Origin of the sequence: Nocardia vinacea NBRC 16497 (assembly GCF_000308835.1) — a bacterium.
Classification (GTDB): domain Bacteria; phylum Actinomycetota; class Actinomycetes; order Mycobacteriales; family Mycobacteriaceae; genus Nocardia; species Nocardia vinacea.
In genome coordinates this window covers 85,034-99,723 of sequence record NZ_BAGN01000006.1, presented here as the reverse complement: position 1 = coordinate 99,723, position 14,690 = coordinate 85,034, and the positions used below count along the sequence as shown (strand labels likewise).

Here is a 14,690-nt window from a genome sequence, read left to right as displayed (position 1 = left end):
TTACCCGATATTGGCAGAGAGATCCGGGATCATGCGGTAGACCTCGGACTCCCAGTTGTGCCAGTTGTGGATGCCGACGGACGGGAAGCTGTAGGTGACATTCTGCGCACCCAGCGTCGCCATCCGGACCTGGAAGGCCCGGGTGTTGACCAGTGCGAGCGCCTCCAGCGGCGTGCCCTGGATGATGTCGATCGGCGAGCTCGCGTCGGCCGGACCGGGCAGTGCGCTACCGGCGGCCACCCAGAGCCTGGTGTTGTTCCGGATCAGCTGCGGCGCGAAGACGAACGGATCCATGCGCAGCCACTGCGGACCCCACGGCGGCGCCATCGCGTCGATGTTGTAGCCGCCCGCGCTGATCATCGCGACGCGCAGCGCCTCGCGCATACCCGGCGCGGAGATGTTCAGGTAACCGGAATACGAACCGGCATAGACGAACTGGTCCGGGTGGTAGGCCGAGAGCGTCAGCGCGGCACTGCCGCCCATGGACAGCCCGAAGACACCGTTGCGGGTCGGGCTGAAGCCGAGGCGATCACGCAGGGCATTGCGCAGATCGCTGGTCAGGAAGGTCTCCCACTTGTAGGTGTTCGACTTGCCGAGGGTCTCGTTCCAACCCGAGGAGCCGGTCATCGCGGACCCGGAGGACGAACCATTGGCCGAACCCGACGAACCGGTGCTCAAGCCGAGGAAGTTACCCGGCGCGTTCCAGTCCGCATAGAAGCTGGACGGGCCGCCGACCGGCATGACGACATTGATATTCCACTTGGTCAGCTCACGGGCGACCTCGGTCTCGATCTCCCAGCCGTTCAGGTCACCGCGGGCCCGCATACCGTCCAGCGCGTAGACCACGCGTCCGGTATTGCCGTCCGCGGCGCGGAAGATCCGCGACTTGATCGGACCCATACTGGAGTCGACCCAGAAATCGAAACCGTCCGGGTTGAACGCAGCCGACGCGGAACCCGCCGGACCTGCTACTGACACCCCGAGCGGCAGCAAGATAGCCAGCGACATCAGCACCGACCGCTTGAGCCACGAACCGGCTCTACGGGTTTTCAGACGTCCATTCTGCGTCCTTCGCCCGATCACGCCTCGCATCTGGTTATAGGCCTTTCGTTATGCGGTCGTACTACGGCCGCGTCTCTACGTTGACCACTGGATGGGCCCATGTCGAAATCGGACGCCCCAACGGGCGTTCCCACGTACCATATCGCTTCATCGATGCGGTGACGTTATCAAAAAGAGATAAAGCGATATGCGCCACGTTTATCTGCCCTGGTCAGTGAAAGAACTGAGCCCACGGAGATCCATGGGCTCAGTGTGACAGGAGTTGCTTCTTATCTTTGCGGTTGAGGATACGGATCCACCAGCCCGCACCGCTCGATCTCGTACTTCGGCACGCGATCGATCCGGTACTTCGCGAAGTGCAGTGCGTGGATCAGGTTGTGCTTGAAGCGACCCCAGGTGAGCGGATCACGGTAAGAGATATTCAGTGCCACGGTGTCCGGGCAGCTCATGGCGGTGCGCGCCTGGGTGACCCACTTCTCGTCCATGTACCAGGGCATCCACGGATGCCGGTCGACCATGCCGGTATCCACCACGACCCAGTCCGGATACAGGCTCTTGTCGTGGCCGATCCGGCCGTCGGTGAGCCGGTCGGTGTGCGCGGCCAGCGGATAGGCCAGGCCCATCTGGTCGATGACGCGCACGTCCAGCGGGACGTTCATGCTGGTCATTCCGAGATTGAGGAAGTAGACGGTATGCCCGGCACCACCGTCGGGAATCGGCTGCGGCGGGGGCGCGATGTACCAGAACATGAACGACGGCGAGTTCAGCAGCAGACCGCCGTCGGGGGTTTCGGCGATGTTGTTCACCATGGCCCGCACGCGCGGGTAGTCCAGGTAGTCCTCGGCCAGGATCGGATGGTCGTGGCCGGTATTGAGGACGTAGTAGACGCGCTCGTCGACGATGCCGGAGGCACTGATCTTGGTGCCGGACTTGATGGCCGTGGTGTTCGCCGCGAACAGCGCCCAGCCCGCGGTCCCGAGCAGCGCGAGCGTGATCACCGCGAAGGACCAATCCTTCGCGGTCACCGCCCGCAGACCGCCCTCGGGCAGCCGAATCGGCACCACGGCGACCGGCAGCAGCAGGCAGAACAGCTGCGGCAGCAGCATCCGGCCGTGCATGAAGTCACCGCCGACGCGCAGGGCATAGATCGTGAGGACGAATCCGCTGCCGAGCATGAGCGCGACCACCGCACTCGGCGAGTGCAGCCATGCACGGACCCGCCGCACCGTCCAGCGCTCGTCGGCTGCCTTGTCGGCACGCGCCGAGCGGCCCGCGACCACACCGAGCACCAGCAGCACCAGCAGCGGCACCCACAGGTAGTACGGACCGACCAGATCCCCAGAGGTATTTGAAGCCCTGCCCCCACTTGGCGCCGCCCGCATCCTTGGCGACCGCGGTATTCGGATAGGGCAGGCCGTAGTAGCCCATCCGCCAGACCTGGTAGCACATCGGCACCAGTCCGGCGGCGGCAACGATCAAGCCGCGCAACACGATCGGATGCAGCCGGGACTGCGACATCGGGGCCAAGAAGATCATCAGCAGCGACAGGGCGCCGACCAGCGTCATCTCCGGACGGATCAGCGGTGCGAGTCCGGCGAGGAACACCAGCCCGAACAGCGCGGGCAGCTTCACCCGCTCGGTCTGACTCCAGCGCATCAGCTGCCACCACAGCAGGCCCAGCCAGCAGATGACCAGACCGCTCTCCAGACCGGAGGTGGCGTAGTCACGGGCGGGCGGCAGGGCGATGTAGACGAATACGCCCGCCGGCAGCAGTAGCGCCGATTTGGTGCCGCCCCACAGCCGGGCAGTGCCGAGCATGGCGAAGACGATCGCCAGCATCGACACCGTCAGCGCGACGCCGAGTACGACGTACTCCAGCCTGGCCCTCGTGAGCCAACTGAAGAACCACACCAGATAGGTCCATGCGGTACTGGTATTGGTCTCGACGCGCTCGCCCTCGTTGAAGACCGGACCGTTGCCCGCCAACAGATTCCGCACCGTGCGCAGCACGATGAGGCCGTCGTCGGCGATCCAGCGTCGCTGCCAGGCGCCGACCGAGAATAGTGCGACGGTGAGCGCGATCCCACCGACGAAGGTGGCTCGGGATAGCCTGGCGAACCGCAAGGCGGAACGAGCCGACCCTTCGGCCGGCTCCTCCGTCACTTGTTCTGTTCGCTCCACTCCCTCTACCAGCAGTTCGTCAGGTGAGATAGACAGCGACACCTACCGCTCCGATCCAGGCGATTGCGAGGAACTGGAGGATGCGATCCCCCAGCGCGATCTCTTCGGGTTCACCGGCCTCGCCGCCATCGACGTCGACCGCGTAACGCAGGATTGCGATGGTAAACGGAATCATCGAGATTGCGAACCAGTTGGTGTGCTTGAGGCTGTCCTGTTGGAACGCCCACAGGCCGTAGAACACCACCACCGCGGTCGCGGCGAGAGTCCAGATGAAGCGCAGATATGTCGGTGTGTAGTACTCCAGCGACTTGCGGATCTTGGCGCCGGTGCTCAGCGCGATCTGAAGTTCCGCATAGCGCTTACCCGCGGCCATGAACAGCGAGCCGAACGCCATGATCAGCAGGAACCATTGCGACAGGTCGATATTCGCGGCCGCGCCACCGGCGACCGCGCGCAGCAGGAAGCCGGAGGACACGATGCAGATGTCCAGCACCGCCTGGTGCTTGAGGCCGAAGCAGTAGGCCAGCTGGATGCCGATGTAGACGGTCATCACCACGGCCAGATGCCAGGAGGCCAGGAACGATCCGGCGATCGAGCCGAGCAGCAGCACCACTGAGAGCAGGTAGGCCAGATTCACCGGGACCACGCCCGCGGCGATCGGGCGGTACCGCTTGGTCGGGTGCGCCCGGTCGGCCTCCACGTCGAGCGCGTCGTTGACCAGGTAGATGCCCGAGGCCGCCATGCAGAAGACCACGAAGGCGAGCCCGACGTGTCCGAGCACGGCCAAGTCGGTGGCCGTATCTGGACCGGCTGCCAGCGGTGCGGCGAGCACCAGCACGTTCTTGACCCACTGACGCGGGCGGACCGCCTTGAACAGCCCGCCGGCCAGTGTCTTGGGCGGGCCCTTGACTACTGCTTCGGCTAGGTCCGTGCTGGTCGGCTCTTCACTCATGTCAACCAAGGTCTTTTCTTGTGCGGTCACTATCGAGTCTCTTTTCGGCGGCAAGCACAACAGCGGCGGACGCGGCGCCGAGCGCGGAACCGGCGAGCACGTCGGAGGGATAGTGCACCCCGAGCACAACCCGGGAGAGCAACATCGGTGGGACGAGCACCGCAGGCAAGGGTAGCCCGGTCAGTCTGCCGAGCAACACCGCCGCTGCCGTGGTCGAGGTCGCGTGCGAGGACGGGAAGCTCAACTTGCTCGGCGTCGAGACGTTGACCTGCACCGATGGATCATTCGGGCGCGGACGCCGGACGATGCGCTTGATGACGATCGATGCCGCGTGCGCGCCGACCGCGCCGACCGCGACCCCGGCCCACTGCCGGCGCCGCGGTTTGTCGACGAGCCAGCCCGCGGCCGCGATGCCGATCCAGCCGAGCGCGTGCTCACCGAAATGCGACATACCACGCGCGGCCTTGATCACCTCGGGCTTGGTGCCGATGGTCGCCTGGACCGCGTTGATGATCTTGACCTCGGGCGGCTGCGGCGCCGACGGCACCGCCGACACCGGGCCACCGTGACCGTTCGCACTCGAGTGCACCGCGGTGTTGTCGTCCGCGGCGGTGGCTTCCAGACTCACTGCTGCTCATCCTTCGTATCGATACCGAAGACGTTCTCCCAAGCCGCCGCGCTGGTCAGCTTCGGGTGGGCGGCACGGTAGCGCTGCTGCATCTCCGGGAAGCGGGCCGCCAACTCCTTGCGCAGCCGCATGGCCTCCTTGAACAGGCCGAGGGCCTGACGCGGATCGCGCTTACGGTAGACCACGCCGCGGCCGTCCGCGGTGGTAACGGTGACGCCGTCGATCTGCGAGAGCAGGAACCAACGGGCGTCCAGCGTAGGCACATTCAGCTGCGGACGCTCGTGATGTTCGGCATGTGCCGGGCGGAAGTTGTGCACGACGCCCTTGGCCAGGCGGACCACCTTGGCGATCGGATTCGCCGGTTCACCGACCGCGCCGACGCCGATGTGGCTGGCCAGCGGCAGTTCGGTGGACGACGGCAGGATGACCGCATCCGGGTACTGCTTGCGCATTTCGTGCACCACGCCGAGGGCGCTCGGCAGCAGTTGGAACAGTCGCTCCGGTCCGGCGAGGAAGTCCTTGATGGCCAGGTTCTGGATGGCGACCGTCGAATACTCCAGGCAGAGTAGATGTTTCAGAGTCGCCTTGACGGTGTTGACGACCATGCCGCGCCCGTTGCCAGGCATATGCAGCGAGGCGACCACCAGGCGGTTGCGCAGGTGGAAGTACGCCTGCCAGTCGATCGCGTCGTCCTTGTCGCTCCAGGCCATATGCCAGACGGCGGCGCCGGGCAGCGTGACGGTGGAGTAGCCGTGATCGCGGGCGCGCAGCCCGTATTCGACGTCGTCCCACTTCAGGAACAGCGGCAGCGGTTGACCGATCTCCTCGGCGACCTGGCGTGGGATCACGCAGGTCCACCAGCCGTTGAAGTCGACGTCGATGCGCCGGTGCAGCAGCTTGGAGTTGTCGCGGTCCTTGAGCGGGTATTTCGAGAAGTCGTGGTCGTATTCGACATTCGGCGCGGAGGTCCACATGAAGATGCCGCGATCCACGACCTCGCCCATGCTGTGCAGGTGTGAGCGCTCCTGGAGGTTGAGCATCTGCCCGCCGACCAGCATGGGCGATTTGGCGAAGCGGGCGAAGGCCAGCGCGCGCAGGATCGAATCGGGTTCGATCTCGATATCGTCGTCCATGTAGACGATGTACTGGGCGTCGGTGGTTTTCAGCGCCTCGTACATGACCCGGCTGTAGCCCCCGGAACCACCCAGGTTGGGCTGATTGCGAATGGCGAGCCGATCGCCGAGAACCGCGGCCGCTTCGGCGAAGCCGGGCTCGTCGACCACCTTGCGGTTGCCCTGATCGGCGACGATGACCGCCGCGATCTTCTCGAGCACCAGCGGATCCGACCCCAGCGCGCCAAGGGTTTTCACCAGGTCGGTCGGCCGGTTGAAGGTCGGCATGCCGACCGCGATGGTGCCCGCACCGGGCGCCTCGACCGGTGCGTACCAACCGCCCGCGAGCAGCGTGACTGCCGTATCGGTGGTGATGTCGAACCAGATCCAGCCGCCGTCCTCGAACGGGCCGAGGTCGGTCTCGAATTCCACGTGCACCGATTCAGTGCCGGGCGCGACCGCGAATTCCTTGCCCTGCACGTGGATTCGCGAGCCGTCCGCCTTCGAACGGTAGACGTCCACACGGCCGTGCCCGGCGAGTTCCAGCCGCAGCACCACCGACTTCAGGATGCTCCAGCGCCGCCAGTAGCTCGCGGGCAACGCATTGAAGTAGGTGCAGAACGACACCTCCGACTCCGCGCCCACCGACAGCGAGGTGCGGGTGGTGGCGTGCGCGCGCCGGGCGTTGGTCGGCGATTCCTCCAGGTAGAGGGTACGCACGTCCAGCGGTTCACCCGGCCGGGGCAGGATGATGCGCTGCAGCAGCGACTTCGCGCGGGTTTCGGTGGTCATATCTTCCAGGATCGATTGGGAGGTCATTCGTCGCTTTCATCCGAAAGAGGTTCGCCCGACTCCAGGTGCGGCCGCAGGACATTGTCGAACATGCTGAGCGCGCTGCCGATCGCCATATGCATATCCAGGTACTGGTAGGTGCCGAGGCGACCACCGAAAAGCACCTTCGCCGCTGCGGTTTCCTTCTTCGCCAGCGCCCGGTATGCGGTGAGCTTGGCGCGGTCCTCCGGCGTATTGATCGGGTAGTACGGCTCGTCACCGGTCTGCGCGAAACGGGAGAATTCGCGCATGATCACGGTCTTGTCGTCCGGGTAGCTCTCGCGCTCCGGGTGGAAGTGCCGCGGTTCGATAATGCGGGTGTAGGGCACATCCGAATCGTTGTAGTTCATCACCGAGGTGCCCTGGAAGTCACCGGTTTCGAGCACTTCGGTCTCGAAATCGATGGTGCGCCAGCCGAGTTCGCCCTCGCTGTAGTCGAAGTAGCGGTCCACCGGTCCGGTGTAGACGACCGGGGCGTCCGGGTTCTCGGCGCGGATCTGCTCGCGCACATCGAACCAGTCGGTGTTCAGCCGGACTTCGATGAGCTCGGAGGCGGCCATATTCTCCAGCCACTTCGTGTAGCCCTCTTTGGGCAGTCCCTCGTACGTGTCGTTGAAGTAGCGGTTGTCGAAGGTGTAGCGCACCGGCAGGCGGGTGATATTGCCCGCGGGCAGTTCCTTCGGATCGGTCTGCCACTGCTTGGCGGTGTAGTCGCGCACGAACGCCTCGTAGAGCGGGCGGCCGATCAGCGAGATCGCCTTCTCCTCGAGGTTCTGCGCGTCCTTGGTCTCGACCTCCGAGGCCTGTTCGGCGATCAGCTTGCGCGCCTCCTCCGGCGTGAAGTAGCGGCCGAAGAACTGGGAGATCAGACCGAGGCCCATCGGGAACTGGTAGGCCTGCCCCTTGTGCATCGCGAAGACCCGATGCTGGTAGCCGGTGAATTCGGTGAACTGGGTCACGTAGTCCCACACCCGCTTGTTCGAGGTGTGGAACAGGTGCGCCCCGTACTTGTGCACCTCGATCCCGGTCTGCGGCTCCGGCTCCGAATAGGCGTTGCCGCCGAGGTGGTAGCGACGATCGATCACCAACACCCGTTTGCCGAGTAGATTGGCGGCGCGCTCGGCGACGGTCAGCCCGAAGAATCCGGAGCCGACGACGATCAGATCGAACTGTGAGGCGGAGTTTGCGGAGTTACCCGGGGACGATGCGACGGTCACGGGTGCCCAGCGTATCGGAAGTCCGCGCGCGGGCCAGGTGGAGTCGCGACCTGCGCGCAGTCACCGACGGATGCCATCGGGATTTCTCCTGGTGTTTGCCGAAATGACTACGCCGCGGGCACCGGGGCTATATACATATCCACACGAACTGATCATCTGTCCAGTTCGCGGTCCAGCGTTGACTCGGCGACTGCACCAACGCTGACCCGTTCGAGCGACCCACAAGCAGTCGCCAGCGGCCCGACGACATCCTCACCGCCACCACCGCGCTGCGCACCGCGGTGCCGGGCGAGCGGGTCGCCGCCTTCGACCGTCAGGTCGCCGATTTCCACGGCACCATCGCCGCGGTGCGGGGTGCATCGGGACAGGCTGCCGGTCGCGCCGGCGGCGGCGAACGAGCGCACCGAATCCTCGACGATCCGATCGTCACGCATTCGGTCAACGGCCTGTCCAGACGGCTCGACAGCGCCGCGTCGGTATCTCGGCTGACCGCGATCCGTCTACACCGAGCACGTCGAATTGCCTCGGACGCTGGTTTCGATCTGTACGTTCACATCGCCAGCGTCGCCATCCCCACGTCTATGCCCATGCGCCGCACCGCCTTCGCCTTCGTTCGTATCAGCGCCTCGCGCGGACCGCGTGCGATATCTCGGGCGAGGCGGCCCACGATATCCATCAACTCCGCCGCGGGTACGACCTCCGCGACCAAGCCGATGCGCAGCGCCTCGGCGGCATCGATGCGTCGGCCCGACAGGGTGAGAATAGGGCGCGGCCGCACCGCTGATCGGCGCGCATATCTCGGCCTCGAATCGCGAGTCGTACCGCAGGGCGATCCGGCGGCCAACACCATGAACTACTCCGGAAAGCCGATATCCGACTCGACGGTGTCGCGGTCGGTGTACATGCGCCAATAGTGGTCGCCCAGTTCGTCATTGGTCATGCGGACGATCTCGAGCCCGGCCGGGAACAGTTCCGGCTGCTCGTCGACCAGGCGCTCGGCCTTGCTGTTGCCGATCAGCACGCCGATATTGAGCAGGCCGACATAGACGCCGGTGCCCTGCAGTTCGATCGCGAGCTGGCGAATGTAGGTGCGCTGCGCGCCGAGCGCGACGCCGAAGTTGGACAGGTACGGGACCGGATACCCGTCGGAGTATCCGGACGAAAACAGCAGTGCCCCTGCGCCGCGCTCGATCATCGCGGGCGCGAGCGCGCGGGTCATCCAGATCGGTGAGTAGACCTTCAATTCCAGCGGGACGCGCAGATTGGCGGCGTCGACATCGAGGGTGGTCGGGATGCGATCGACCGCATCGCCCGCCGCGCCGTGCATCGCGACATCGATCTGCCCGAACTTGTCGGTGATGTCATCGACCACGCTGTACAGCTGCTTTTCGTCGGTGAGATCGGCGGGGAAGGCCGCGGCCTCGATGCCCTCGGCGGCCAGTTCCGCGGCATGCCCGCGGGCCTTGTCCGGATTCCGGCCGATGACCGCCACCCGGAATCCTTCCCGGCCGAATCGCCGTCCGGTCCCCATGCCGAGTCCTGGTCCGAAGCCGAAGATCGCGATCGTCTTGGTCATACTTCCTCACTAAGTTGAGCAGTGGTTCAAGTTAGTGTCGACGCTAGCATTAAGTTGAACCTATGCTCAAGATAAATCGGGTACCGGATTTGTAGGATCGGCGAATGCCCGTGGACAAGCCGTTACGCAGCGACGCCCAACGCAATCGGGACGCGCTCGTCAACGCCGCCCGCGAGGTCTTCGAGGAACGCGGTCTGGACGCGCCGCTCAAGGAAATCGCCGCCCGCGCGGGCGTCGCCATCGGCACGCTCTACAACCGCTTCCCCACCCGCGACGACCTCATCGCCGCGGCCGTCGAGGACCGCATCGAGACAGGCGGCCGCATCGCTCAGGAGGCGATGGAAATCCAGGACCCCTGGGACGCTTTCGTCTACCTGGTCGAGAAGGTCTGCGCACTCCAGGCCGCCGACCGCCTCCTCAGCGACCTCGCCCTGCGCGGCGCCCCCAGCCCCGCCATCGCGCACGCCCAGGAGTTCGGCCATGGCCTGATGCGACAAATCGTCGCGCGCGCTCAGGAATCCGGCGCGCTACGCCCCGACTGGGTCCTGGAAGACATCGCCTTCATCACCTGGTCGCACACCCGAATCATCGAGGCCACCGCCAAAATCGCCCCCGAAGCCTGGCGGCGTCACCTCGCCCTGGTCCTGGACGGCCTCCGAGCCACCGCCGCCCACCCCCTCCCGGTGCCCCCCATCACCGAAGATCAACTGATGCAAGCGCTGAAGGGTCAGCACCGCCGCGCATCCGAAAACGCATGTGGCACTTGAACGAAACTCAGCACGTCAACTTCACTGATACGGATAAGGCTGCTGCTGCGGATACTGCCCGGGCTGAAATCCAGGCTGCTGATACGGATCCGGCTGACCATACGGCGCTGGCTGACCGAAGGGCGCGGGCTGCACATACGGAGGGGCCGGTGGCTGGATGGGCTGCGCAAACGGCGGGGCAAAGGGCTGCACCGGCTGACCATAGGGCGCAGGCTGCACATACGGCTGAACCGGCTGGCCGTAGGGGTACGGTGCGCGACCCGCGGCTATCCAGTCACGGGTGGAGCCGGACGCGGCGCAGGCGAGAATGATCAGCGGGATCAAACCCACCACGAGGCTGCCGGGAGCTCCGTTTATGGCGGTGATGATAGCGCCGATCAATCCGAGCGCGGACAAAACGATCAGGATCACCCGGCCTGCAGTACTGCGGCGGAACAGGAGGATCGCGCCGAACAGCCATAGCAAAGCGATAACCGCACCGAGGCCGATCAAGCCGTAGACATAACCGGGTACTTCCGGTGCGGACGGACCGAAACTGTGATCGTTGTGCGACCTGCTCTCGCCGACCACGGCGGACAATCCGATCACCACTCCGACAAGGCCGAGCAGGCCGACGATAACCGCGATGACCCCTGCGGTCATCGCGGCCGTACCACTCGGCCGCCCCGGATAGCCGTATGCCGGTTGCGAATAACCGTAACCCGGCTGGCCGTGTGGATACCCCATCGAGATCTCCCTCCCACTCCGATCGCGAAACTGTACCGTACCCAGCCGTTTCGCTCGAAGCGTGCGATCAGTAAAGTGCGGCAGCTGGTGTGCCGGGCTGCTGTGGATGGCCGGGCTGTCCGTACGGATGACTCATCGAATCCCCCGCTTTCGTTGGGCCAGAACGTCAACGCACGAACCGCGATTACTCGACCGCAGCCCGATCGCCGGTGCTGGGCACTGCGGCGATGAGCGGAGCGGCGATCAGTAGGTCAGTGCGGGGTGGGCGGGGCGAGCGGCGGTCCAGCGAGCGGCAAATCTGTTGGCGCACAGGAGCAGGATGAGGAGGGGTTGGGTTAGGTCTATGGCGGTGCGAAGCAGGTTTTCCTGGATGAGGGCGGTCACCTGGCCGACCAGGCCGAAGAAGGGCGGTACCCAGATCGGGTGGTCGGCGGTGGACCACCAGAAGATGCCGAGGCCGAATTCGTAGTCGGTGAGCGAAACGGCAAGTCCGACAATGCCGATCGCGAGCGATAGGCCGGATGCGACGATCAGCGTGTAGCGCCCGGTTTCGTCCTGACGCCAGAGCTGGATACCGCCGAAGATCATGGCAAAGGCCATCAGCGCCGCGCCGAGCGTAGTGAAGATGACGAGCGAATTGTCGAACCGGCTTCGATTGTCGATGAAGTCGACGACGAGCAAGGTGCCCCCGAGCAGGCTTCCCAACCCGTACAGCACCGCAATCGCCGCGCCGATCTGCGCGACCACCCCACTCGGCGACCGATCCCCACTCCGGTAAAGCATGATCGGCGCTCCTCCCCGATGATTGCGGACCACCCGATCCTACGGCCGCCGGGCTCCGCTCAGTAGCGTCGCGGCTTTGCGCAATCCAGCGGCCGTTAGGCGGCACGGCACGGTTCGGCTGCTCGTCGCACGGGACATCACGGTGCGCCCAATCGGCGTTTGCGCAGCCGGCTGGCGATCGAGCAGCGGATACCGCGAGTGGGGCGCCCGCACGCAACATGCGGACGCCCCACTCGATCCACCGTCAGACGGCAGCTTTCGAACTACCGCAGGTTGGCCTCGGCGTACGCCTTCATCGCGTCACGCACGAATTCGGTTGTGCCGTCACCGTGTACGTCGTAGTTGGCCGCGAAACGCGGGTCGGCGACGTACATTTCGCCGAGTCCGGTGAAGTACTCGTACGACGGGCGGCGCTGTGAACCGACCCCGATCCAGTCGTAATGCCGCGCGACGATGGCCTGGACCTCGTCGTTGTCCGGGGCGAGTCCGGCGGCGTGCGCCCGGCCGTAGTCGGCGGCGATATCCAGGTGGGTCTGGAAGTACGCCTGCTTATCCGCCTCGCTGAGCGAGCGCCACCAGCGGTCGGCGCTTTCGTAGGCGGCCTTACCCCAGCGTTCGATCACCTCATCCTTGTACCGAGTGTGGTCGAAACCGTCGAAAACCTCTGCTGCCATGAGTTGTTCACCTCGTTCCGTCTTGTGCAGCGTGGTGGTCACCGACTCGATCTGGCGCCGGATCCGATCCTGTTCCTGCCGAAGCAGTTCCAGGTGCGCGCGCAGCGCGGCGGCGGTGTCCTGTTCGCCCGCGAGAACTTCGGCGATGACCGGAAGGCCGAGGCCGAGTTCGCGCAGCAGCAGGATGCGTTGCAGCCGAACCAGGGAGTCCTGGTCGTAGTAGCGGTAGCCGTTGGCGCCGATCCGGCTCGGCGGCAGCAGCCCGAGCTGCCCGTAGTGGCGCAGCGTTCGGCTGGTGGTACCGGCCGCCTTGGCCAGATCCTGGATGGACCATTCGGTGCCCGTTCGCATGACCTGTTCTCCCTTCTTTCTCGTCGGTACAACCAGCTTGCAAGTTGACGTTACGTCAAGGTCAACCCCTTTGATGTGCGCCGACCGGCACTCGAGGTATGACCACGGCAGGTTCGATCCGCGGCTTTGCGACCATCTGACCGAGCAGCGTGCCGCCGAGCGCGATACCGAGTCCGACCACCTGCAGCGGGCTCAATGCTTGACCGAGCGCGATCCAGCCGATCACCGCCGCAGATACCGGGCTGAGCAGTCCGAGGAAGGCGACCGAGGTCGCCGGCACCTTGGCGATGCCGCGGAACCAGAGGAAGTACGCCAGCGCGGTACCGATGACGCCGAGGTACAGGTAGCCGCCGACGGCCCGGCCGTCGAGTGCGGGCGGCGCACCCTCGATCAGGAAGGCGAGCGGCGCGATGAACAGGCCACCCGCGGTGAGCTGCCAGCCGGTGATCGCGAGCGGTCCGACACCCTCGGGTCGACCCCAACGCTGAGTGAGCACCGTGCCCATCGCCATGGACGCCGCACCGGCGAGTCCGGCGATCACACCGACCGTATCGAGTTGCGCATTGGCGCGCAGCACCACAAGTGCGACCCCGAAGACACCGATCAGGCCCGCGATCACCTTGCGCCCGTTGGGTTTTTCGGCGAGCACGACTGTTGCGAAGGCCAGCGCGAACATCGGTGCGACCGCACCCAGAACACCGGCGACACCGCCCGGCAGCCGGTACGCGGCGAGGAACAACAGCGGGAAGAACGCGCCGATATTGAGGACACCGAGGGCAGCGGCGCGCCCGAGCCAGACCCCGCGCGGCAGCACGCGGGTGATGGCGAGCAGCGCGAGCCCGGCGGGCAGCGCGCGCATCAGCGCGGTGAAGAGCGGACGGTCCGGCGGCAGGAATTCAGTGGTCACGGCGTAGGTGGAGCCCCATGCGATCGGGGCGAGTGCGGCGAGCGCCAGGGTGCCGGCGTACGAGTCGCGCGCGGCGGTGGTTGTTGTCATGTTGGTCGCTCCTCATTGATAATCTCAACGTTGAAATATCTACTCGCTGGCATATCTCGCCGTCAAGTAGATGAATGTTGAGATAATCACTATCGAGAGGAACGCCGTGGCCGACTCGATCGATCTGTTCACCGCGCACTGGAACCGGGAACGGCCGGACGTCGACGTGTCACCGATGGCGGTGATCGGACGCATCCAACGGCTGTCCCGCCTGCTGGAACAGGACCTGAAGAAGTTCTTCGCCGGACACGGACTGGAGTTCTGGGAGTTCGACATGCTCGCGACCCTGCGTCGCTCGGGCGGCGCCGACGGACTCACCGCGGGCGCCCTCAACCAGGTCGCCATGCTCACCTCGGGCGCCATCACCAACCGCATCGACCGACTCGCAGCCAAGGGCCTCGTCGAGCGCGCACCCTGCCCAGAGGACCGCAGAGCAATCCGCGTCCAACTCACCGCCGCAGGCCGCACCCTGATCGACGACCTACTGCCCTTGCACATGGCGAACGAGCAACGCCTCCTCGCCGCACTGGATAAGCAGGACCGCGGTCACCTGGCCGATCTGCTGCGAACCCTGACCGAATCGTTGGGCGACACCGCGTCGTCCTGATTCGACAAATGCCCGACCACGCCAGTTACAGCTCTTGTCGCGCAGGCGAATTCGCTAATAGCGGCACCGGCCGAGGCAAAGGTTGCGCCGCGCCAGATCGAGGCCACCTGGCCGAACGAATGCGTCACGCAACTCGAACTCGTCGTCTAGCTCCAACTCGCGTAAATAGATTCGCCGACGCGGCACCGGCCGAGGCAAGGCTGCGCCGCCCCGGACCGAGGCCACC

Annotated in this window: 14 protein-coding genes and 1 pseudogene; 2 read left to right on the top strand and 13 right to left on the bottom strand. The window is 65.4% G+C overall.

The genetic code is table 11. The features are described from left to right. The 9 genes and pseudogenes from ON44_RS01035 to ON44_RS00995 all read right to left on the bottom strand — a co-directional run bounded on the left by ON44_RS01035 (position 1) and on the right by ON44_RS00995 (position 9,559). Positions 1-1,008, bottom strand: coding sequence for an alpha/beta hydrolase (locus ON44_RS01035; RefSeq protein WP_040685828.1), 1,008 nt, complete (start codon positions 1,006-1,008; stop codon positions 1-3). 323 nt (positions 1,009-1,331) lie between these two features. After that, positions 1,332-3,255, bottom strand: a pseudogene (locus ON44_RS01030) (arabinofuranosyltransferase AftB family protein). A gap of 7 nt (positions 3,256-3,262) precedes the next feature. Continuing rightward, positions 3,263-4,195, bottom strand: coding sequence for a decaprenyl-phosphate phosphoribosyltransferase (locus ON44_RS01025; protein WP_040685827.1), 933 nt, complete (start codon positions 4,193-4,195; stop codon positions 3,263-3,265). 1 nt (position 4,196) lies between these two features. Further along, positions 4,197-4,742: a phosphatase PAP2 family protein gene (locus ON44_RS01020; protein WP_040685888.1), complete on the bottom strand. Its 546-nt coding sequence runs from the start codon at positions 4,740-4,742 to the stop codon at positions 4,197-4,199. Positions 4,743-4,819: 77 nt separating this feature from the next. After that, a complete protein-coding gene (locus ON44_RS01015; protein WP_040685826.1) occupies positions 4,820-6,754 on the bottom strand; it encodes a glycosyltransferase in 1,935 nt (644 codons plus the stop codon). Further along, positions 6,751-7,983, bottom strand: a complete 1,233-nt coding sequence (gene glf, locus ON44_RS01010; RefSeq protein ID WP_040685825.1) for a UDP-galactopyranose mutase — start codon at positions 7,981-7,983, stop codon at positions 6,751-6,753. The genes ON44_RS01015 and glf overlap by 4 nt, the downstream gene beginning before the upstream one ends. Before the next feature lie 152 nt (positions 7,984-8,135). Beyond that, positions 8,136-8,417 carry a hypothetical protein gene (locus tag ON44_RS01005; RefSeq protein ID WP_040685824.1) on the bottom strand — a complete coding sequence of 94 codons (282 nt, stop codon included), beginning with the start codon at positions 8,415-8,417 and terminating at the stop codon, positions 8,136-8,138. Between the two features lie 116 nt (positions 8,418-8,533). After that, positions 8,534-8,761: an enoyl-CoA hydratase/isomerase family protein gene (locus tag ON44_RS01000; protein ID WP_040685823.1), complete on the bottom strand. Its 228-nt coding sequence runs from the start codon at positions 8,759-8,761 to the stop codon at positions 8,534-8,536. A 75-nt stretch (positions 8,762-8,836) separates the two neighbouring features. Then, positions 8,837-9,559: an SDR family NAD(P)-dependent oxidoreductase gene (locus ON44_RS00995; RefSeq protein ID WP_040685822.1), complete on the bottom strand. Its 723-nt coding sequence runs from the start codon at positions 9,557-9,559 to the stop codon at positions 8,837-8,839. Positions 9,560-9,663: 104 nt separating this feature from the next. On the opposite strand from ON44_RS00995, the gene ON44_RS00990 reads away from it, so the two are divergent. Next, positions 9,664-10,326, top strand: coding sequence for a TetR/AcrR family transcriptional regulator (locus tag ON44_RS00990; protein ID WP_040685821.1), 663 nt, complete (start codon positions 9,664-9,666; stop codon positions 10,324-10,326). A gap of 21 nt (positions 10,327-10,347) precedes the next feature. Here the strand turns inward: ON44_RS00990 and ON44_RS49820 are convergent, their stop codons facing one another. From ON44_RS49820 to ON44_RS00970, 4 genes are all read right to left on the bottom strand, one after another. Then, complete coding sequence (locus tag ON44_RS49820) at positions 10,348-11,052, bottom strand: hypothetical protein (RefSeq protein ID WP_051181276.1); 705 nt, start codon at positions 11,050-11,052, stop codon at positions 10,348-10,350. A 243-nt stretch (positions 11,053-11,295) separates the two neighbouring features. After that, entirely contained in the window at positions 11,296-11,799 is a 504-nt protein-coding gene (locus tag ON44_RS00980; RefSeq protein ID WP_040685820.1) for a hypothetical protein, read from the bottom strand. A gap of 299 nt (positions 11,800-12,098) precedes the next feature. Then, entirely contained in the window at positions 12,099-12,860 is a 762-nt protein-coding gene (locus tag ON44_RS00975) for a MerR family transcriptional regulator (RefSeq protein WP_040685819.1), read from the bottom strand. Between the two features lie 61 nt (positions 12,861-12,921). Continuing rightward, complete coding sequence (locus ON44_RS00970) at positions 12,922-13,857, bottom strand: EamA family transporter (RefSeq protein ID WP_051181274.1); 936 nt, start codon at positions 13,855-13,857, stop codon at positions 12,922-12,924. A gap of 106 nt (positions 13,858-13,963) precedes the next feature. On the opposite strand from ON44_RS00970, the gene ON44_RS00965 reads away from it, so the two are divergent. Next, positions 13,964-14,464 carry a MarR family winged helix-turn-helix transcriptional regulator gene (locus ON44_RS00965; protein WP_040685818.1) on the top strand — a complete coding sequence of 167 codons (501 nt, stop codon included), beginning with the start codon at positions 13,964-13,966 and terminating at the stop codon, positions 14,462-14,464. Positions 14,465-14,690: the final 226 nt, after the last annotated feature.